Here is a 20,828-nt window from a genome sequence, read left to right as displayed (position 1 = left end):
TGAGAAGGTAGGTTTTCTTTTTTTCATTTTCATAATTATGAAAATCTGGAAAAAGGACACTATTTTTGATAAGATAGAATTATGGATTTTGAAAAAATTGAACAAGCATATACCTATTTACTAGAAAACGTCCAAATCATTCAAAACGATTTGGCGACAAATTTTTACGATGCCTTGATTGAACAAAATGGGATTTACCTAGATGGCCAAACCAATTTGGAGCAAGTCAAAAAAAATAACCAGGCCCTAAAACGCTTGGCACTTCGAAAAGAGGAGTGGCTACGGACCTACCAATTTCTATTGATGAAAGCTTCGCAAACAGAACCTCTTCAGGCTAATCACCAGTTTACACCTGACGCGATTGGTCACTTGATGATTTTTCTGATGGAGCAATTGTGGTCTGCTAAAGATCTAAGTCTACTAGAATTGGGCTCTGGGATGGGAATTCTGGGTGCTAGCTTCTTAACGTCCATGAACAAAAAGGTAGATTACCTTGGGATTGAGCTAGATGACCTCTTGATTGATCTAGCTGCAAGTATGGCTGAAGTTATGGATCTGCAAATGGGCTTTATCCAAGGAGATGCAGTACGTCCACAAGTGTTAAAAGAGAGTGATATTATCGTGAGCGACCTCCCGATTGGCTACTACCCAGACGATCAGATTGCCTCACGTTACCAAGTGGCAGCAAAGGATGAACATACTTATGCTCATCATCTATTAATGGAGCAATCTCTCAAGTATCTTAAGACGGGAGGCTATGCTATTTTCCTTGCTCCAACAGATCTTTTGATGAGTCCTCAGAGCGACATCTTGAAAGGATGGTTAACTGAACAGGCTCAACTAGTAGCTATCGTAGCTTTACCAGAGGATCTCTTCGCTCAAGGAGCCCAGTCTAAGACCATTTTTGTTCTACAAAAGCAAGCGATAGAAGGCCTTGAACCATTCGTCTATCCACTTGCTAGTCTTCGTGATCCTGAAATTTTGTTGGAATTTAAGGAAAATTTTCAAAATTGGTGTCAAGAACATGAAATCTAGTATAAATTTTGATATAATAGTTGAAAACGCTTAAAAAGGGGAAACATTATGACAAAAACCATTGCAATTAACGCTGGAAGCTCAAGTTTGAAATGGCAACTCTATCAAATGCCAGAAGAAAAAGTATTAGCAAAAGGGTTGATTGAACGAATTGGATTGAAAGATTCTATTTCTACAGTTAAATTTGATGGTCGTTCAGAACAACAAGTCCTTGACATTGACAACCATACTTTGGCAGTTAAGATTTTGCTTGATGACTTGATTCGTTTTGATATTATTAAATCTTATGATGAAATTACTGGTGTTGGACACCGTGTCGTTGCAGGTGGAGAGTACTTCAAAGAGTCTACAGTCGTTGAAGGCGATGTAATTGAAAAAGTTGAAGAGTTAGGTCTTCTTGCTCCATTACACAACCCTGCAAATGCTGCGGGTATTCGCGCCTTCAAGGAGTTATTGCCAGATATTACGAGTGTCGTTGTTTTTGATACTTCCTTCCATACAAGTATTCCAGAGAAAGCTTATCGCTACCCTCTACCAACAAAATATTACACAGAAAACAAAGTTCGTAAGTACGGAGCCCATGGAACTAGCCATCAGTATGTTGCTCAAGAAGCAGCAAAACTCTTGGGACGCCCACTTGAAGAGTTGAAATTGATTACCTGTCACATCGGTAATGGTGCTTCTATTACAGCTGTTAAGGGTGGGAAATCTGTTGATACCTCAATGGGATTCACTCCACTTGGTGGTGTAATGATGGGAACTCGTACAGGGGATATTGACCCAGCCATCATTCCTTATTTAATGCAATATACAGAGGACTTTAACAAGCCTGAGGACATCAGTCGTATTCTCAATCGTGAGTCAGGATTGATGGGTGTTTCTGGTAAATCTAGTGACATGCGTGATGTAATTGCTGCTATGGAGGCAGGAGATCACGATGCCACTTTGGCTTATGAAATGTATGTTGACCGTATCCAAAAACATATTGGTCAATACCTTGCAGTCCTAAATGGAGCAGATGCTATTATTTTCACAGCAGGTATCGGTGAAAATTCTACTAATGTACGTGAAGATGTTATTTCAGGGATTTCTTGGTTTGGTTGCGATGTAGATCCAGAGAAAAATGTATTTGGTGCGACTGGAGATATTTCGACAGATGCAGCAAGTGTACGTGTACTGGTAATTCCAACGGACGAGGAATTGGTCATTGCACGTGACGTTGAACGTTTGAAAAAATAACAGATGAAAAAAATCGACCTTCAATAAGAAAGGTCGATTTTTTTTTGATCTGGTAGAACTACCATTTAGTTAGGGAAACTTCACCGCTATGGAGCCAAATTTTTTCACCAGTTGCTAATTCTATCTGTAGTTGTCCTTGGTCAGAAATGTCGCATGCTTTTCCTGAGATAGTTTGGTGCTCTTGCTTAAAGGAGACTTCTTTTCCTAAAACGATAGAGCGTTTTTTATAGAGATAGAGGAGTTCATCGGCTTCTGTTTCGTAGAAACATTTCCAGATTTCAGCAATCAATTCATTGCGAGTAATGGGAGCATTTTGAGAAAATAAGCTTCCAGCTTTAGTTTGTAGATTCTTGGGAAATTCAGCGATAGAAAAGTTGATCCCGACCCCAATGATAACATCTGTAACGAGTCCAGTTTCGATAGAGGTAATGGCTTCTGTTAGAATACCAGCAATTTTTTTCTGGTTCAGATAAATGTCATTGACCCACTTGATATTCACATCAATCAAACTAAGATTCTTGATAGCCTTGTAGATAGCCCCAGCTGTTAGAAGTGTATAGGCGGGAAGCTTCTGGTAAGGGAGATTGGGTTGTAGGTGAAGGGACATGTAAATTCCCCCCTTATCTGGAGAATAATAGGGACGTTGAAAACGACCGCGTCCCATAGTTTGGCTAGTGGAAAGGTAGAGTTTATTCCCTTTAGCACCAGCTTCCATAGCCTCTTTAGCATCGGTTTGGGTAGATTTTGTTGAGAGTTTAAACTGGACAGTAATGGGACTATTCGCTTCGATTTCCTGAGGTAAGATAAGATCACCGTCCAGAAGTTTATACCCACGATTTTTGATACTGTCAATCTCAAGACCTTCTTGTTGGAGACGCTGGATAGCCTTCCATACAGAGGTTCGGGATAGATTTAATCTTTCAGCGATTTTTTCTCCACTTACATAGTCTTTTTCAGTAGTTAAAATTTTATAAACTTCTTGGTAGGATTTCATGCTAGACCCTTTCTGGAATAATTAGATTTATTGTACCATATTTTTAAAAAAGGGATAGCGATTTTCAAGTAATCTTAGCTAACTATAAAATTTTACCCAGTTTTAGTTAGGAGTATAGAGGCAAAGAGGTTTTCAAATCTCTTGAAAAATGGTAAAATGTTTTAATAACTTATTTATCTGAATGTGATATTCAGAAGGAAAGGATCTGTTGTGAAATCAATAGGTGTCATTGAAAAGTTAAAAAGTTTATCGAAACAAGAAGGACTTCTTTTGGGAGTTATTCTGAGTATTTTTCTTCCTTTTTATCTTTTTGTTATTATTTTTATTTCTTACTTACTTTGGTTAGTATATACTGGGGAGATGAAGGGGATCTTGAAACGTTTGTCTCAACACCCTATCTTGCTCTTTTTTATTGCTTATAGCACTGCAATTTCTCTTCTGGCACAAAATGTGATGGGAGTAGTTTCTTCGGTGGCCATGTTTCTGTTTTCCATCTTCTTTTACTACTATCAATCCCAGTTGACTCCTAAATTTTTTAGGTTGACGATTGAAGGAATATTAGCCTTAAGTGTCTTTGCAGCAGCCTTTGCAGCTTTGGAACATTTCCAAATTGTAAAGAAATTTGATTATACCTTCCTCTCACCACGAATGCAGGTTTGGCATCAAAACCGAGCGGAGGTTGCCTTCTTTAATCCCAATTACTATGGAATTATCTGTTGTTTCTGTATCATGATTGGTTTTTATCTGATTAGCACAACTAAGTTAAGGTGGTTACGAATCTTTTCTATGATTGCCATCTTTGCTAATTTATTCGGTTTAAACTTTACGCAGAATCGTACAGCTTTTCCAGCCATCATCTTTGGAGCCATCATTTACCTCTTCACGACCATAAAAAACTGGCGTGCCTTCTGGCTTAGTATAGGAGTTTTTGGGGTTGGTTTAGCCTTTCTATTTTCGAGTGATTTAGGTGTTCGAATGGGAACCTTAGATTCATCTATGGAAGAACGTGTTTCTATCTGGAATGCTGGAATGGCCTTGTTTAAGCAAAATCCATTCTGGGGTGAAGGACCGCTAACCTACATGCACTCTTTCCCTCGTATTGGAGCACCTTATCATGAACATGCCCACAGTATCTATATAGATACGATTTTGAGTTATGGAGTTGTCGGTACCGTTCTCTTGGGGATTGCTTCTACCACTCCGGTACGAATGTTGATTGATATGAGTCAAGTACCTAGTAAGCGTCCTATCCTTGGACTTTACCTCTCTTTCTTGACAGTAGTAGCTGTGCACGGAATTTTTGATTTGGCTCTCTTTTGGATTCAATCATCCTTTATTTTCCTTTTAGTGATGTGTAGTTTACCACTAAAACATAGCATGATTGATGAATTAGTTGATTAAGAAAAAGATAGTAGAAACTAACATTTTCTACTATCTTTTTTTCATTCAATTATTGAATAGCTTGAACCAAGTCTTCAGCTTGTTGTTTTAGTGAAGTAGCAACACTGTCTTCAAGGACTAATTTGCCATCTGCCCAAGCAGAATCATTGACACGAGCTGCAGTGAATTCACCAACAACTTGTGTACGGATGAATGGCAAGAGGTCTTTGTAGATTGCAAAGAGTTGTTCATGACCTGCATTTGCTACTGAAGATACAGTAACGATTTTATCTTGAAGGGCAGATGGACCACGAGTTTCAGATAAGTCAAGAGCGCGTGAAAGCCAGTCAAGCAAGTTTTTCACTGTTCCAGGGATTGAGAAGTTGTAGACTGGAGAGAAAATCCAGATAGCATCAGCAGCTAGAACAGCTTCACGAACTGTTGCTACAGCTGGAAGAGTTGGAACTTCAAGTTCTTGGTTAAAAAGTGGGATTGCTGAGTAGTCAAGGTAGCTAACCTCAGCTTTACCTGCAAGAGCTTTTTCAGCTTCTAGCGCCATTTGGTGGTTGAAAGAACCTTCACGAAGTGAACCAACGATAAATAATACTTTTTTAGACATAGGGAGTCTCCTTTAGATTTTAATCAGAGTTATCTCTGTTGTTATAAACAATGTTACAACAAAAGGAAATCATTTGCAAGAAATCTGCTCAGAAAATAAAAATCGATGATAGTCAAGATTATTTTTAGGAGTAGAGATTATGAAAAGTCTGTGAAATCAATGATTCAAGCTTCATATAGTCCTGTCATAAGAGAAGTTCCGTGCTAAATCCTCGCCTTTATTCACTTGTAATTCACTAGGATAGATGGTAAAATAGACGAGTGAAAATGAGACAGAAAAAAGAAAAAAATTCCTTATTATTTCAGTACAGCATTGGCTTGACCCTGCTGGCTCTAGTTGTGACTTCTTCCTTTCTCTATTTGGTGTGGCTTAGCATGAAGCCTTATCAGACAGCAAAGGTAGAAGGGGAAAAACTTGCCAAGCAGTATGCGAATCTAGAAACGGTCAGTCAGGTTGATTTCTTTAATGGCTTAGAAAGCTATTATAGCGTTCTTGGCCAAGATAAGAATCAGAAACCAGTTGCTGTTTTAATAGAGAAAAGTAATAACAATATTTACGTATATCAACTAGAAAATGGGACTTCTCAAGAAAAAGCAGAAGCAGTTGTTAGAGAAAAAGGAGCTACTGAAATTGATACGGTTACCTTTGGACGCTATGCTGAAAAGCCTGTTTGGGAAATCAAGTCTGGTGGAGACTATTATCTAGTAGATTTTGAAACTGGTGCCCTAATCGAAAAGGAGAAGCTATGAAATTATCTAAACGTGTCTTAGAAATGGAAGAAAGTGTCACTCTGGCTAGTGATGCAAGAGCAAAGAAGTTAAAAGCTGAAGGAAAAGATGTTCTTTTCTTAACTTTAGGTCAGCCCGATTTTCATACTCCTGAAAATATTCAAGATGCTGCTGTTGCAGCCATTCGAGATGGACGTGCTTCTTTCTATACAGTAGCTTCAGGTTTGCCTGAGTTAAAAGCAGCGGTCAATACCTATTTTGAGCGTTATTATGGTTATTCCGTAGCGGCTAACGAAGTCACTTTTGCTACAGGTGCCAAATTCTCACTCTACACTTTCTTTATGGCTGTGGTTAATCCTGGAGATGAGGTCATTATTCCAACACCTTACTGGGTCAGCTATGGTGACCAAGTTAAAATGGCCGAAGGTGTTCCAGTATTTGTCCAAGCCAAGGAAGACAATCACTTTAAAGTGACTGTTGAGCAGTTAGAAGCAGCTCGTACAGATAAGACCAAGGTCTTGGTTCTCAATTCCCCATCTAATCCTACCGGTATGATTTATTCTCGTGAGGAACTCTTGGCCATTGGAAATTGGGCTGTTGAACATGACATTCTCATCCTAGCAGATGATATTTATGGTCGTTTGGTCTATAACGGAAATGAGTTTGTGCCAATCTCTAGTCTATCAGAAGTGATTCGCAACCAAACCATTGTCATTAACGGGGTATCAAAAGCCTACGCAATGACAGGTTGGCGTGTAGGTTATGCAGTGGGTGATCCAGAAATCATTGCTGCTATGAGCAAATTGACTGGTCAAACGACTTCAAACCTGACTGCTGTATCTCAATACGCAACTATCGAAGCGCTAACTGGTCCACAAGACTCTGTAGAAACCATGCGTCAGGCTTTTGAGGAACGTCTCAATACCATCTATCCACTCTTGTGTGAAGTTCCTGGCTTTGAGGTTGTCAAACCACAAGGAGCTTTCTATCTCTTTCCAAATGTCAAAAAAGCGATGGAAATGAAAGGCTATACCGATGTAACAGCATTTACAACGGCCATCCTTGAAGAGGTGGGGCTAGCCTTGATAACAGGTGCTGGATTTGGAGCACCAGAAAATGTCCGTCTCAGCTATGCGACAGACTTGGAAACTCTTAAAGAAGCCATTCGTCGTTTGCACCAATTTATGGAAAAATAAGAAGCTTAACCTCCGTATTAATAACGGAGGTTTTTATTTTTAAAAACTTATGAATTTCTATCAAACAAGCTAGCTATCAGCCATTATTTGTGGTACAATAATGAGTAATAATGTCTTTGGACAAGTTAAACGAAAAAAGGAAGATAAATGATGACAAAACGTGTAACAATTATCGAAGTAAAAGATTACGTTGGTCAAGAAGTCACTATTGGTGCTTGGGTTGCCAACAAATCAGGAAAAGGGAAAATTGCCTTCTTACAATTGCGTGACGGAACAGCCTTTTTCCAAGGTGTGGCTTTTAAACCAAACTTTATCGAAAAATTTGGAGAAGAAGTAGGTCTTGAAAAATTTGACACGATCAAACGCCTAAGCCAAGAAACTTCTGTTTTCGTGACAGGGATTGTCAAAGAAGACGAGCGTTCTAAATTTGGTTACGAATTGGATATTACAGACATCGAAGTTATCGGTGAATCTCAAGATTACCCAATCACTCCAAAAGAGCACGGAACAGACTTCTTGATGGACAACCGTCACTTGTGGCTTCGTTCACGCAAACAAGTAGCTGTCATGCAAATCCGTAATGCTATCATCTATGCAACTTATGAGTTCTTTGATAAAAATGGCTTCATGAAGTTTGATAGCCCAATTCTTTCAGGAAATGCTGCAGAAGATTCTACAGAACTTTTTGAAACAGACTACTTCGGAACACCAGCATACTTGAGTCAATCTGGTCAACTTTACCTTGAAGCTGGTGCTATGGCTCTTGGTCGTGTCTTTGACTTTGGTCCAGTATTCCGTGCTGAAAAATCAAAAACTCGCCGTCACTTGACTGAATTCTGGATGATGGATGCAGAGTATTCATACTTGACACATGATGAGTCACTTGACTTGCAAGAAGCTTATGTAAAAGCCCTTCTTCAAGGTGTTCTTGACCGTGCGCCTCAAGCCTTAGAAACTTTGGAACGTGATACAGAGCTCTTGAAACGTTACATTGCAGAGCCATTCAAACGCATCACTTACGATCAAGCTATTGACCTCTTGCAAGAGCATGAAAATGATGAAGATGCTGACTACGAGCATTTGGAGCATGGTGATGACTTTGGTTCACCACACGAAACGTGGATTTCAAACCACTTTGGTGTGCCAACATTTGTCATGAACTATCCAGCAGCCATCAAGGCCTTCTACATGAAACCAGTTCCTGGAAATCCAGAGCGCGTGCTTTGTGCAGACTTGCTTGCTCCAGAAGGTTACGGAGAAATCATCGGTGGCTCTATGCGTGAGGAAGATTATGATGCCCTTGTCGCTAAGATGGATGAACTTGGTATGGATCGTACAGAATATGAATTCTACCTTGACCTTCGTAAATACGGTACTGTACCACACGGTGGATTTGGTATCGGTATCGAACGTATGGTAACCTTTGCAGCAGGAACAAAACACATCCGTGAAGCTATCCCATTCCCACGTATGTTGCATCGTATTAAACCTTAATAGCCATAAAAACGCCGTCTGGCGTTTTTATACTCTTCGAAAATCTCTTCAAACTACGTCAGCTTCACCTTGCCGTACTCAAGTACAGCCTGCGGCTAGCTTCCTAGTTTGCTCTTTGATTTTCATTGAGTATTACTTTAAATGAAAGAGGTGGAGAAAATGTAGGCAACTCTCAGTAAGTCTTTTAGAAACAGTCATACTATATATTGAAAGAGAGAAAACAATGTTTAAAAGAACTTACAAACGCAATATTCCACTCCTAGCAGGTCTGGAATTCACATCTTATTTTGGAATCACCAGTTTTTGGATTTTATTTTTTATCCAAAATGGTCTTTCCTTACTTCAAATCGGTCTATTAGAAAGTATCTTTCACGGTACAAGTCTCTTGTGTGAAATCCCGTCTGGTATGTTGGCCGATCGATTTAGCTACAAGACCAATCTCTATTTGGCTCGCTTGGCCAGTATTGTATCCTCTATCTTGATTTTGTTTGGTCAGGGGAATTTTTGGATCTATGCTTTTGCTATGATGGTCAACGCTTGGTCCTATAATTTTGATTCGGGGACCAGTACCGCTTTCTTATATGATTCTGCGGTAGAAGCGGGTCAAAAGGACCGCTATCTTCAGATTTCTAGCTTTTTGTCTGGTGTGGCAGAAGTCACCCGAACCCTAGGTACAGTTGTGGCAGGCTTCTTTATTCACGGAGCATTGGCTTGGACCTATCTAATTGCTATTGGATTATCTTTTCTTTCTATAATCTTGATTTATTTGATGAAAGAACCAATGGCTAAGAGAGAGAAAAATGAAGTCTTAAACTTTAAAATGATTGTCCAACAAGTTCGTAAAGAATGGCAGGAAAAACCAGTACTCTTTTACTGGATGCTGACTTATCAGCTAGTAGGGACACTCATGTGCATGTTTTACTTCTACTATCAGCAGAAAATAAGTGACTTAGCAGGATGGCAGGTTTCGCTGGTCATGCTGATTGGTAGTGGCTTAAATCTTATAGCAGTTTATGTAGCTAGTCAAATTGGTAAAAGATGGAATAGCAATCGAGTTTTTCCGGCTCTTGTTGCACTAACGGGCTTGGCCTTACTATTGGTGTTTTCTGGAACCCCCTTTGCTTTTCTTCTCGTATATCTTTTGACCGATACACTCTATGCAGTTTATCAGCCGATCTATTTCAATGACTTACAAGGTTATTTACCGTCCAGTGTGAGAGCAACTATGCTTAGTATCAATTCTATGCTCTTTAGTCTTTCCATGATTGTCATATTTCCACTGACAGGTTGGTTGATTGATAGTTGGGGTCTTATAGTTGTCTTTTTAGTTCTAGGTTTTATCTTGCTTTTAACCTGTCCTATCTTAATAATCAGTCTGACAAGGATGGGCAAGCTATTAGATAAGGACTTAAAAACTGAGTAAAGCACGAAAACCTATTTGCCCAAAGGATCATCCTGTGGTACAATAGCAAGAGGAAAAGGAGAAAAGTATGATCGATGTAGAAGAAATTCTAAGTAAGATGAATCCCAATCAAAAGATCAACTATGACCGTGTCATGCAAAAGATGGTTCAAGTTTGGGAAAAAAATGAAGAAAGACCAACCATTCTCATGCACGTCTGTTGTGCTCCTTGTAGCACCTATACTTTAGAGTATTTGACCAAGTATGCAGATGTAACCATTTATTTTGCTAATTCAAATATCCATCCTAAAGCTGAGTATCACAAGCGTGCCTATGTGACAAAAAAGTTTGTCAGTGATTTCAATGAACGAACTGGCAACAAGGTTCAATATCTAGAAGCACCTTATGAACCCAACGAATACCGTCAGCTGGTCAGAGGTTTGGAAGAAGAACCTGAAGGTGGCGATCGCTGCAAGGTTTGTTTTGACTATCGCTTGGACAAGACAGCGCAAGTGGCTATGGACTTAGGATTTGATTACTTCGGTTCAGCTCTAACCATCAGTCCTCATAAAAATTCACAAACCATCAATAGTATCGGGATTGATGTGCAGAAAATCTACACCACTCATTATCTTCCGAGTGATTTTAAGAAAAATCAAGGCTATAAACGCTCTGTAGAAATGTGTGAAGAGTATGACATTTATCGCCAATGTTATTGTGGCTGTGTCTATGCCGCTCAAGCTCAAAATATTGACTTGGTACAGGTCAAGAAGGACGCAACAGCCTTTATGGTAGATAAGGATATCGAAAAAGACTATTCCCACATCAAATTTACTGTTACGAAGTTAGATATTTAAAGGAAAACCTGCCTCAAGGCAGGTTTTTTGCTAGCAACAGGTAATGGAGAGAAATCGATGGACCAATCTTTGAATTCCTAGTCCTAGAATCTCAATCCTTTAATAAATCAGTGCCTCTTAAAACTTGTGGATGAAAAATGAAGTTTTGATCAAAGGAGTTTTTTGGAATTTAGAATGCTGATAAACACCTCAATTAGTCGCCACTCAAAGGCTCGTTGAAAATCAAAAAACGAGGTCAGGATTTTAATCCTGACCTCTGACAACTTTACCGATTCTTTAGTTCTACGTAGCGTTTGTACCAAATGTTGACATAGGCTTCTGAGAAAGGACCTCGCTCATTGTTAATCCAATCAACAAGAATCTTTACATGCTCTTTCAGAATATAGTCTAGATCAGAAGAATACTTCATTTTTCGCTTATGTCGTTCATACTCCTCAACGTCCAAGAGGCGTTTTTCACCATCTGTAAAAACTTTAACATCCAAATCATAGTCAATGTATTTTAAAGCTTCTTCATCCAGATAGTAAGGACTTGCCATATTGCAGTAGTAGGAGATACCATTTTCACGAATCATAGCGATAATATTAAACCAATATTTCTTGTGAAAGTAAACAATAGCCGGTTCTCGAGTCACCCAACGACGACCGTCACTTTCGGTAACAAGTGTGTGGTCGTTGACGCCGATAATAGCGTTCTCTGTTGTTTTTAGTACCATGGTGTCCCGCCAAGTACGGTGGAGACTCCCATCATGCTTATAACTTTGAATTGTAATAAAGTCGCCTTCTTTTGGAAGTTTCATAACTAACCAACTTTCTACAATTTATAAGTTTATCGTTTACTATTGTATCACATTTTTGTTTAAAGTTCTTAGTTTTTTCATGAAAAAATTAAAGATATTCTCTGAGAGCGCTGGCTATATCCGAAAAATCATAACCTTTTCTAGCTAAAACTTGGGTCAAACGTTGTTTCAGTTCGTATCCTTCATACTTTCGTGAATATTTTTGGTATTGTTTATCGAGCTCTTTAAAAATCAGCTCTTGAACGGTTTCTTCTTCGACCTGACTATCCAGTTGGTCAAAGACTGTTTTAGCTTCCGAGTAGGAAAACCCTTTGTTGGTAAGATTTTGGATTATCTTATCTTGTAGAGCGCGAGCAGGCAATTTACCCTGATATTTTTTCAATAGTTTTTCAGCTGTACGCTCTGCCACTTCCGTCATATCAAATTCTTGTAAGACTTCTTGGATAATGGATTTGGCAACACCTTTTTGAGAAATCTTCTGCATCAGCATATAGCTTCCCTTATCTCCTGAAAGCTGATTGGAATTGATGATTGCTTGAGCATATTGGCGATCGTTGATCCAATTATCATCTTTTAAAGACTGGATAACTCTGGGGATGATTTTCTCATCAATTTCATGTTTGGCAAGATAATCTCGAACTTCTTTTTCAGTGCGAGACTTAAAGGATAGATAGTAGAGAGCTAGATTTTTACTGTAGGAAAATTGCGCAAAGGATTGAATCTCAGTTAGTTCCTCAGCTGAGATCTCTTTCCCTTTTGTCAACATAAAGCGCACAATGGTATCCTCTGTAATGTAGCAGGTTTGGTCGCTATCAAGCTCAAGTAGAAAGAGTCTTTTTTTCTTTTCAAGTTTTGTGATTTTCATGGTTTACCTCTTATCCAAATGCTTCGAAGGCAGCAACGAGTAGAAGTTTGTTTTTATCAACCAGTTCCCTCCCGTAATAGTCGAGAAATAGTTCAGCATATTTGGGATCTTTTAAGTTGTAATTGAGGGACCAAACTGCCCAAAAGAGATCGATATGCCGGTCACTGAAATCAGCCAAACCAAGATCAATAAAACAAGAGAAGTGGTCAGCATCTTTTAGAATAAAGTTTGGTAGACAGGCATCACCGTGAATAAAGGCATCTGTTTCTAAAAGGTGCCCTTGTTCTTGGATGAGTTGGAAGGCCTCTTCGCGACTGTTAATCTGGAATTGGGGTAGGAGCGCCTTGGCATAGAACTCCCCTTTTTCATAGTTTTTAAAGGCTCTTTCTTTATAGGCTTTTAAATGATTTTCTGATGGAAAATTTTGTGGGTTTAAGTTGTGAAGCTTTTTAAGAGCCTCTGCCATGGTTCGGCAAATTTTTTCTGGTTGGTCTAAAAAAGCGAGAGCATCATGACCAATAGCCTCTTTAGTCAGGAGGTAGTCTTTATCTGTAGATAGATATTGGATGACTGGAGTTCCTATTCCCTCTTGTTCAAACCAACTTGCAATGCTAGCTTCTCGCTCTAATCTTCCCTTTTGATCAATTTTTAAATAGTAACCTGAATCAAGATAGAGAACTCTTGCACCTGAATGAGAAGAGCTGTCAGATAGGTTTGCCCCCTCTATATAAGTTCGTAATTGCACAGGAAAATCCAATGAGGAAAAAGATATCTTTGTATTCATGGTTTTATTGTAACATATTCTTAACCATTGAGAAACTACGTGGTATAATAGACTTATGAATCTAAAAGTCAAACAAAAAATTCCATTAAAAATCAAGCGTATGGGGATAAACGGGGAAGGTATCGGATTTTACCAGAAAACCCTCGTTTTTGTTCCAGGTGCCCTCAAGGGAGAAGATATCTATTGTCAGGTGACTTTGGTTAAGCGTAACTACGTTGAGGCTAAGCTGCTTGAGGTCAATAAAAAATCCAAGTTTCGAGTAGTTCCAGACTGTACGATTTATAATGAGTGTGGTGGCTGTCAGATCATGCACCTTCATTATGACAAGCAGTTAGAATTCAAGACAGATCTTCTCCATCAAGCTCTGAAGAAATTTGCACCTGCAGGCTACGAAAACTTTGAAATCAGACCAACTATTGGTATGCAGAAACCAAAATATTATCGGGCTAAACTGCAATTCCAAACGCGAAAGTTTAAAGGTCAAGTCAAGGCAGGTTTGTATGCTCAGAATTCCCATTATTTGGTCGAGTTAAAGGACTGTCTTGTTCAAGACAAGGAGACACAAGCGATTGCCAATCGCATTGCTGAACTCTTGACTTATCATCAAATTCCGATTACGGATGAACGGAAAATCCTTGGGGTTCGGACCATCATGGTTCGTCGAGCACGGAAAACTGGAGAAGTCCAGATTATCATTGTCACCAATCGCCAATTGAATTTGACTCAATTTGTGAAGGACCTAGTCAAGAATTATCCTGAAGTAGTGACTGTCGCAGTCAATACCAATACTGCTAAAACTAGTGAGATTTATGGGGATAAGACAGAGATTATTTGGGGGCAGGATAGTATAGGCGAGGGAGTCCTAGACTATGAATTTTCTCTATCACCTCGAGCTTTTTACCAGCTCAATCCTGAACAGACGGAAATTCTCTACAGTGAAGCAGTTAAGGCCTTGGACGTGACTGAGAATGACCATCTGATTGATGCTTATTGTGGTGTTGGGACCATTGGTTTTGCCTTTGCAAAAAAAGTCAAAAGTTTGAGAGGGATGGATATTATCCCAGAAGCTATTGAGGATGCCAAAGAAAATGCTAAGCGCATGGGTTATACCAATACTCATTATGAAGCAGGAACTGCAGAAGAAATTATCCCTCGTTGGTACAAGGAAGGCTATCGTGCCGATGCCCTGATTGTAGACCCGCCACGTACAGGTTTAGATGATAAGCTCTTGGATACCATTGTCACATACGCTCCTGAAAAGATGGTCTATGTTTCCTGCAATGTATCTACCTTGGCGCGTGATTTAGTCCGTTTGGTAGAGGTCTATGACCTGCATTATATTCAGTCTGTTGATATGTTTCCACACACGGCTAGAACAGAAGCAGTAGTCAAATTAACGAGGCGCAAGCCAGCTTCCAAATAGAAATGGCAACTGGAAAGTTTTTGAAAAGAAGACTTCTAGTTACAGAGTAAGATTTGCAAGCTATCTATAAATATGATAAAATAAGTAGAAAATAAAATGAAAAAAGAGGTATGTGAAATGTCACGTAAACCATTTATCGCTGGTAACTGGAAAATGAACAAAAACCCAGAAGAAGCAAAAGCATTCGTTGAAGCTGTAGCATCAAAACTTCCTTCATCAGACCTTGTTGAAGCAGGTATCGCAGCTCCTGCTCTTGACTTGACAACTGTTCTTGCTGCTGCTAAAGGTTCAAGCCTTAAAGTTGCTGCTCAAAACTGCTACTTTGAAAATGCAGGTGCTTTCACTGGTGAAACTAGCCCACAAGTTTTGAAAGAAATCGGTACTGACTACGTTGTTATCGGTCACTCAGAACGTCGTGACTACTTCCACGAAACAGACGAAGACATCAACAAAAAAGCAAAAGCAATCTTTGCAAACGGTATGCTTCCAATCATCTGTTGTGGTGAGTCACTTGAAACTTACGAAGCTGGTAAAGCAGCAGAATTCGTAGGTGCTCAAGTTTCAGCTGCTCTTGCTGGATTGACTGCAGAACAAGTAGCTTCAACAGTTATCGCTTATGAGCCAATCTGGGCTATCGGTACTGGTAAATCTGCTTCACAAGACGACGCACAAAAAATGTGTAAAGTTGTTCGTGATGTTGTAGCTGCTGACTTCGGTCAAGAAGTAGCTGACAAAGTACGTGTTCAATACGGTGGTTCAGTTAAACCTGAAAACGTTGCTGAATACATGGCTTGTCTAGACGTTGACGGAGCTCTTGTAGGTGGTGCATCACTTGATCCAGAAAGCTTCTTGGCATTGCTTGACTTTGTAAAATAAGCCTCAAATATCTGAGACAGACAGTTCCCTCTCTCGAGGTTAAGACTGCCTGTCTTCTTTTTAGTAAAAAGGCGTGCGTAAGCACGCTCTTTTCTGCATTTTAGAAGAAAAAGAAAGGAGAATTATGCTTTATATTTGGTCTTATCTCAAACGTTATCCCAAGTGGCTAGTGTTAGACTTTCTCGGGGCAATTTTCTTTGTCATTGTCAATCTAGGTTTACCAACAGTTTTGGCCCGCATGATTGACCAGGGAATCAACCAAGGTGACCAGGATAAACTCTATTTTTGGGCTATCGTAATGTTGGTTATTATCGTCTTGGGAACATTTGGACGGGTCGTGCTATCTTATGCGGCCAGTAAATTGACCACTAATATGGTTAAGGACATGCGAAATGATGTCTATGCTAAATTACAAGAGTATTCTCATCACGAATATGAACAAATTGGTGTTTCTTCATTGGTGACTCGTATTACCAGTGATGCCTTTGTCCTTATGCAGTTTGCAGAGCAGACGCTTAAGCTGGGTGTTATCACTCCCATGATGATGTTGTCGAGTATTCTCATGATTTTCTTAACTAGCCCCTCACTAGCCTGGATTGTGGCTTTTTCCGTTCCTTTCCTAGCCGTAGTAGTCCTTTATGTGGCAGTGAAAACGCGCCCCTTATCTGAAAAACAACAGAAAACACTGGACAAGATAAACCAATATGTCCGTGAAAATTTGATGGGGCTACGAGTGATTCGTGCCTTTGCTCGTGAAGATTTCCAAGAAAAACGTTTCGAAGAGAAAAATGCAATCTATGCAGATAATTCGAATCGCTTGTTCAAATTAACTGGTTTAACAGAGCCGCTTTTTGTTCAAATCATTATCGCTATGATTGTGGCTATCGTTTGGTTTGCTTTGGATCCTCTCAAACAGGGAAGTTTGCAGATTGGGGATTTGGTAGCCTTCATCGAGTATAGTTTCCATGCTCTCTTGTCCTTCCTTTTTTTGTCAAACCTCTTTACCATGTATCCACGTACTGCCGTATCTAGCGAGCGCTTGAAGGAAATCATGGATATGCCGATTTCCATTGATCCAAATGAGGACGGAATTCAAGAAACAGAAACTCATGGTTATCTAGAATTTGATAATGTGACCTTTGCCTATCCAGGGGAAACAGAAAGCCCTGTTTTGCATAACATTTCCTTTACTGCTAAACCGGGAGAAACCATTGCATTTATCGGCTCAACTGGTTCAGGTAAGTCTACTCTGGTTCAATTGATTCCTCGTTTTTACGATGTTACGCTAGGGAAAATTAAGGTCGATGGTGTTGATGTACGAGATTACCGCCTCAAATCACTCCGTCAGAAGATTGGATTTATTCCACAAAAGGCCTTGCTTTTTACTGGAACTATCGCAGACAATCTCCGTTACGGGAAAGAGGATGCCAGTCATGAGGACTTGCACCAAGCAGCTGATGTAGCCCAAGCCAAAGACTTTATCGAAAGTCGAGAAGAAGGTTTCGCAACGCATCTGGCTGAAGGCGGAAGCAATCTATCAGGTGGTCAGAAGCAACGCTTGTCGATTGCCCGCGCAGTCATCAAGGGTCCAGACATCTACATCTTTGATGATTCCTTCTCGGCCTTGGACTACCGTACAGATGCAATCTTGCGACGTCGTCTCAAGGAAGTGACGCAAGATGCTACGGTATTGATTGTTGCGCAACGTGTTGGAACTATTATGGATGCTGACCAGATCATTGTCCTTGATAAGGGGGAAATCGTTGGTCGTGGCCGTCATGAAGAATTGATGGAAACCAATGACATCTATCGAGAAATTGCTGAGTCGCAGCTGAAAAATGCGTCTCTGACAGAAGAATAGGAGGTGAAAGATGAAACAACAATCTAGTCTAGCTCGTCTATGGAGCTATTTAAAAGCCTATCGATTCTCTGTTTTCTTTGCAGTCTTCTTGAAAATAGTCAGCGTCATTATGAGTGTTATCGAGCCTTTCGTATTAGGGCTTGCTATCACAGAATTAACCAGCAATCTTCTTGCTATGGCAAATGGTGTTGCAGGAGCGGCTATCAATACCAGCTATATCGCAGTAATTCTAGTGATTTATCTCTTGCGTGGGCTTCTCTATGAGTTAGGTTCTTACTACTCAAACTACTTCATGACCAATGCGGTGCAGTCCATGGTACAGGATTTGCGAAATGAAATGAGTGAAAAAATCAATCGTATTCCTGTATCCTACTTTGACAAACACCAGTTTGGAGATTTGCTAGGTCGCTTTACCAGTGATGTTGAAACTGTTTCGAACGCTCTACAACAATCTTTCTTACAGATTGTCAATGCAGTCTTTACTATTCTTTTTGTTATGGGAATGGTCCTCTATCTAAATCTTCAGTTGGCTATCATTGTTATCTTGTCGATTCCGATAACTTATTTTGGGGCTAAAACAATTCTGAATCGTTCGCAACCATACTTTAAACAGCAGGCAGCCATTCTAGGACGTATGAATGGATTTGTACAGGAAAACTTGACAGGTTTCAATGTCCTCAAACTTTTTGGTCGTGAAGAGAACTCTCAAGAGAGGTTTGAAAAGATTACGGATGAATTGCAACAGGTCGGTTTTAAGGCTAGCTTTATTTCAGGATTGATGATGCCTGCCCTTCATATCGTGTCTGATTTAACATACTTAATTGTAGCTGTCTTAGGTGGATTGCAGGTTATTGCAGGCCGCTTAACCATTGGTAATATGCAGGCTTTCGTACAATACGTTTGGCAGGTCAGTCAACCAATCCAAAATATCACTCAATTAGCTGGGCAAATGCAAAGTGCCAAGTCTTCACTTGACCGTGTCTTTGAAATTTTGGATGAACAGGAAGAAGTCCAAGCTACTGAAGTGAAAGAACTAGCACCATTGACAGGTCAAGTTAGCTTCAAGAATGTCGATTTCCAATACGTGGAAAACAAACCATTGATTCGCAATTTCAACCTAGATGTTAAACCTGGAGAGATGGTAGCTATCGTTGGACCTACTGGAGCAGGTAAAACAACTTTGATTAACCTTCTTATGCGTTTTTACGATGTGACAGCTGGTGCCATTTTAGTGGATGGGCAAGATATTCGTGACCTGTCTCGTCAGGACTACCGTCGTCAGTTTGGGATGGTCCTACAGGATGCCTGGCTCTATGAGGGCAGTATCAAGGAAAATCTTCGCTTTGGAAATCTTGAGGCAACAGATGAGGAAATCGTTGAAGCTGCTAAGGCTGCCAATGTTGACCACTTTATCCGTACTCTTCCTGGTGGCTACAACATGGAGATGAACCAAGAATCAAGTAATATTTCTCTTGGTCAGAAGCAACTTTTAACTATCGCGCGTGCTCTCTTGGCAGATCCTAAAATCTTAATTTTGGACGAAGCAACCTCATCAGTTGATACACGTTTAGAACTCTTGATTCAAAAGGCCATGAAGCGTTTGATGAAGGGGAGAACAAGCTTTGTTATCGCCCATCGACTTTCTACTATTCAGGAAGCAGATAAAATTTTGGTACTGAAAGATGGACAGATTATCGAACAAGGAAATCATGAAAGTCTCTTAGCTGCCAAAGGTTTCTATTATGATCTTTATCAAAGTCAATTTTCTAGTAAAAACAGAGAAAATAGCTAGGATAAATAGCCACTCATTTTCTTAAATTATCAGTCAATTACAACTTTTTTAATATGAGTTAATTTCCTTGCTTTTGTCTACTTGGAGTAGTATACTGAGGTAGTAATCAATAAATATGGTTACAAAAATAATTTTACGAGGTGAGAAAAATGGTAGAATTAAAAAAAGAAGCAGTAAAAGACGTAGCAACATTATCTAAACCAGCGGCAGAAGCGCTAGTAAATACAAAGGAAGTTTTGAATCAATCAGTAGCAGACTTGTATGTAGCACATATCGCTCTTCATCAAGTACACTGGTACATGCGTGGACGTGGATTCATGGTATGGCATCCTAAGATGGATGAATACATGGATAGTCTTGATGGTTACCTTGATGAAATTAGCGAACGCTTGATCACACTTGGTGGTAAACCATACTCTACATTGACAGAATTCCTTCAACACAGTGAAATCGAAGAAGAAGTTGGAGAATTCCGTAATGTAGAAGAAAGTTTGGAACGTGTTCTTGAAATTTATCGTTACCTCATCACTCTTTTCCAAAAAGCTTTGGATGTAACAGATGAAGAAGGTGATGAGGTAACCAATGATATTTTCGTTGGTGCTAAGGCAGACCTTGAAAAAACTGTCTGGATGCTTGCGGCAGAATTAGGACAAGCACCTGGTTTGTAAGATACTCTATTTTGTCAAAAATCCGTAGAAAGTTTCTACGGATTTTTTCTATTTCGGAGGGCGTTCCAAAACAGTCTTTTTTCAAGATTTTTGATAAAATAGAACTATCAATAAAAAGGACGAAAGCATGACAAAGAAAATCGTAGCCATCTGGGCACAAGATGAAAAGGGTGTAATCGGAAAAGAGGATCGCTTACCATGGCATTTGCCAGCAGAGTTAAAACATTTTAAAGAAACAACCTTGAATCATGCCATCTTGATGGGACGTGTCACCTTTGATGGAATGGGACGACGTTTGCTTCCAGGACGTGAGACCTTAATTTTGACGCGCAATCCCGAAGAGTCAATTGAGGGGGCTCTGGTTTTCCAAAATGTTGAGGACGTTTTAGACTGGTATCATCATCAGGATAAGAATCTCTATATCATTGGTGGCAAGCAGATTTTTCAGCTTTTTGAACCTTATCTCGATGAGATTATTGTGACACAAATTCATGCTCAAGTTAAAGGGGATACCTATTTCCCAGAAGATTTTGACTTGACCACTTTTGAGACTCTTGCAAGCAAATCTTATAGCAAAGATGAGAAAAATGCCTATGATTTTACCATCGAATATAGAAAGAGAAAGGAAGTCTAATGGAGCGCAGTATTTTTGGATTTTTTACAGCTCTTTTGTGTGCTGTCTGTCTTGTGGCTGGATCACACGCTTTTCGTAAAAAGCGCTATGGACTTGCTACTCTGCTTTGGCTAAATGCTTTTACAAACTTGGTGAATAGCATTCATGCTTTTTATATGACCTTATTTTAGATAGAAAAATCAT

At 39.6% G+C, this 20,828-nt stretch carries 20 protein-coding genes; 15 read left to right on the top strand and 5 right to left on the bottom strand.

The features are described from left to right. Positions 1-81: 81 nt before the first annotated feature. Together O3658_RS05500 and O3658_RS05495 are read left to right on the top strand one after the other, a co-directional pair. Positions 82-1,035 carry a class I SAM-dependent methyltransferase gene (locus O3658_RS05500; protein ID WP_371559845.1) on the top strand — a complete coding sequence of 318 codons (954 nt, stop codon included), beginning with the start codon at positions 82-84 and terminating at the stop codon, positions 1,033-1,035. Between the two features lie 48 nt (positions 1,036-1,083). Continuing rightward, positions 1,084-2,274 (top strand): acetate kinase, encoded by a 1,191-nt coding sequence (locus O3658_RS05495; protein WP_049548384.1) that lies wholly within the window; start codon positions 1,084-1,086, stop codon positions 2,272-2,274. A 58-nt stretch (positions 2,275-2,332) separates the two neighbouring features. Here O3658_RS05495 and birA read toward each other — a convergent pair whose 3' ends face one another. Continuing rightward, on the bottom strand, positions 2,333-3,268 hold the full coding sequence (gene birA / locus O3658_RS05490) for a bifunctional biotin--[acetyl-CoA-carboxylase] ligase/biotin operon repressor BirA (protein WP_371559843.1): 936 nt from the start codon (positions 3,266-3,268) through the stop codon (positions 2,333-2,335). Between the two features lie 210 nt (positions 3,269-3,478). On the opposite strand from birA, the gene O3658_RS05485 reads away from it, so the two are divergent. Further along, on the top strand, positions 3,479-4,669 hold the full coding sequence (locus tag O3658_RS05485; RefSeq protein WP_371559842.1) for an O-antigen ligase family protein: 1,191 nt from the start codon (positions 3,479-3,481) through the stop codon (positions 4,667-4,669). A 49-nt stretch (positions 4,670-4,718) separates the two neighbouring features. On the opposite strand, the gene O3658_RS05480 is transcribed toward O3658_RS05485, so the two are convergent. Next, positions 4,719-5,267: an NADPH-dependent FMN reductase gene (locus O3658_RS05480; RefSeq protein WP_371559840.1), complete on the bottom strand. Its 549-nt coding sequence runs from the start codon at positions 5,265-5,267 to the stop codon at positions 4,719-4,721. A 260-nt stretch (positions 5,268-5,527) separates the two neighbouring features. Between O3658_RS05480 and O3658_RS05475 the strand changes: the two genes are divergently transcribed. The 5 genes from O3658_RS05475 (at position 5,528) to O3658_RS05455 (ending at position 10,943) form a co-directional block, all read left to right on the top strand. Beyond that, complete coding sequence (locus tag O3658_RS05475; protein ID WP_371559838.1) at positions 5,528-6,016, top strand: DUF5590 domain-containing protein; 489 nt, start codon at positions 5,528-5,530, stop codon at positions 6,014-6,016. After that, positions 6,013-7,191, top strand: a complete 1,179-nt coding sequence (locus O3658_RS05470) for a pyridoxal phosphate-dependent aminotransferase (RefSeq protein ID WP_371559836.1) — start codon at positions 6,013-6,015, stop codon at positions 7,189-7,191. The genes O3658_RS05475 and O3658_RS05470 overlap by 4 nt, the downstream gene beginning before the upstream one ends. A gap of 150 nt (positions 7,192-7,341) precedes the next feature. Next, positions 7,342-8,685, top strand: coding sequence for an asparagine--tRNA ligase (gene asnS, locus O3658_RS05465; protein ID WP_025171283.1), 1,344 nt, complete (start codon positions 7,342-7,344; stop codon positions 8,683-8,685). Positions 8,686-8,908: 223 nt separating this feature from the next. Beyond that, positions 8,909-10,108, top strand: a complete 1,200-nt coding sequence (locus O3658_RS05460; protein WP_371559835.1) for an MFS transporter — start codon at positions 8,909-8,911, stop codon at positions 10,106-10,108. Positions 10,109-10,175: 67 nt separating this feature from the next. Further along, entirely contained in the window at positions 10,176-10,943 is a 768-nt protein-coding gene (locus O3658_RS05455) for an epoxyqueuosine reductase QueH (RefSeq protein WP_000567559.1), read from the top strand. Positions 10,944-11,208: 265 nt separating this feature from the next. Here O3658_RS05455 and O3658_RS05450 read toward each other — a convergent pair whose 3' ends face one another. From O3658_RS05450 to O3658_RS05440, 3 genes are all read right to left on the bottom strand, one after another. After that, entirely contained in the window at positions 11,209-11,742 is a 534-nt protein-coding gene (locus O3658_RS05450) for a DUF402 domain-containing protein (RefSeq protein ID WP_000775325.1), read from the bottom strand. Between the two features lie 88 nt (positions 11,743-11,830). Further along, complete coding sequence (recX, locus tag O3658_RS05445; RefSeq protein ID WP_371559832.1) at positions 11,831-12,607, bottom strand: recombination regulator RecX; 777 nt, start codon at positions 12,605-12,607, stop codon at positions 11,831-11,833. A 10-nt stretch (positions 12,608-12,617) separates the two neighbouring features. Continuing rightward, positions 12,618-13,391: an aminoglycoside 3'-phosphotransferase gene (locus tag O3658_RS05440; protein WP_371559831.1), complete on the bottom strand. Its 774-nt coding sequence runs from the start codon at positions 13,389-13,391 to the stop codon at positions 12,618-12,620. Positions 13,392-13,446: 55 nt separating this feature from the next. On the opposite strand from O3658_RS05440, the gene rlmD reads away from it, so the two are divergent. The 7 genes from rlmD (at position 13,447) to O3658_RS05405 (ending at position 20,815) form a co-directional block, all read left to right on the top strand. After that, on the top strand, positions 13,447-14,814 hold the full coding sequence (gene rlmD / locus O3658_RS05435) for a 23S rRNA (uracil(1939)-C(5))-methyltransferase RlmD (RefSeq protein ID WP_371559829.1): 1,368 nt from the start codon (positions 13,447-13,449) through the stop codon (positions 14,812-14,814). A 117-nt stretch (positions 14,815-14,931) separates the two neighbouring features. Then, complete coding sequence (tpiA, locus tag O3658_RS05430) at positions 14,932-15,690, top strand: triose-phosphate isomerase (RefSeq protein ID WP_371559827.1); 759 nt, start codon at positions 14,932-14,934, stop codon at positions 15,688-15,690. Between the two features lie 124 nt (positions 15,691-15,814). Then, the gene (locus O3658_RS05425) at positions 15,815-17,551 is read left to right on the top strand and encodes an ABC transporter ATP-binding protein (protein ID WP_371559825.1); all 1,737 of its coding nucleotides are present in this window, start codon (positions 15,815-15,817) and stop codon (positions 17,549-17,551) included. Positions 17,552-17,561: 10 nt separating this feature from the next. Next, positions 17,562-19,343 carry an ABC transporter ATP-binding protein gene (locus O3658_RS05420; RefSeq protein ID WP_371559823.1) on the top strand — a complete coding sequence of 594 codons (1,782 nt, stop codon included), beginning with the start codon at positions 17,562-17,564 and terminating at the stop codon, positions 19,341-19,343. 149 nt (positions 19,344-19,492) lie between these two features. Continuing rightward, positions 19,493-20,011 (top strand): DNA starvation/stationary phase protection protein, encoded by a 519-nt coding sequence (locus tag O3658_RS05415; RefSeq protein ID WP_371559821.1) that lies wholly within the window; start codon positions 19,493-19,495, stop codon positions 20,009-20,011. Between the two features lie 127 nt (positions 20,012-20,138). Beyond that, on the top strand, positions 20,139-20,645 hold the full coding sequence (locus tag O3658_RS05410; protein WP_371559819.1) for a dihydrofolate reductase: 507 nt from the start codon (positions 20,139-20,141) through the stop codon (positions 20,643-20,645). Further along, on the top strand, positions 20,645-20,815 hold the full coding sequence (locus O3658_RS05405) for a hypothetical protein (protein ID WP_004252181.1): 171 nt from the start codon (positions 20,645-20,647) through the stop codon (positions 20,813-20,815). Before O3658_RS05410 ends, O3658_RS05405 begins: the two co-directional genes overlap by 1 nt. Positions 20,816-20,828: the final 13 nt, after the last annotated feature.

This window comes from Streptococcus sp. 27098_8_69 (genome assembly GCF_041432445.1).
Classification (GTDB): domain Bacteria; phylum Bacillota; class Bacilli; order Lactobacillales; family Streptococcaceae; genus Streptococcus.
The sequence above is the reverse complement of the archived record's forward strand: the minus strand, read 5'-3'. Positions and strand labels throughout refer to the sequence as shown.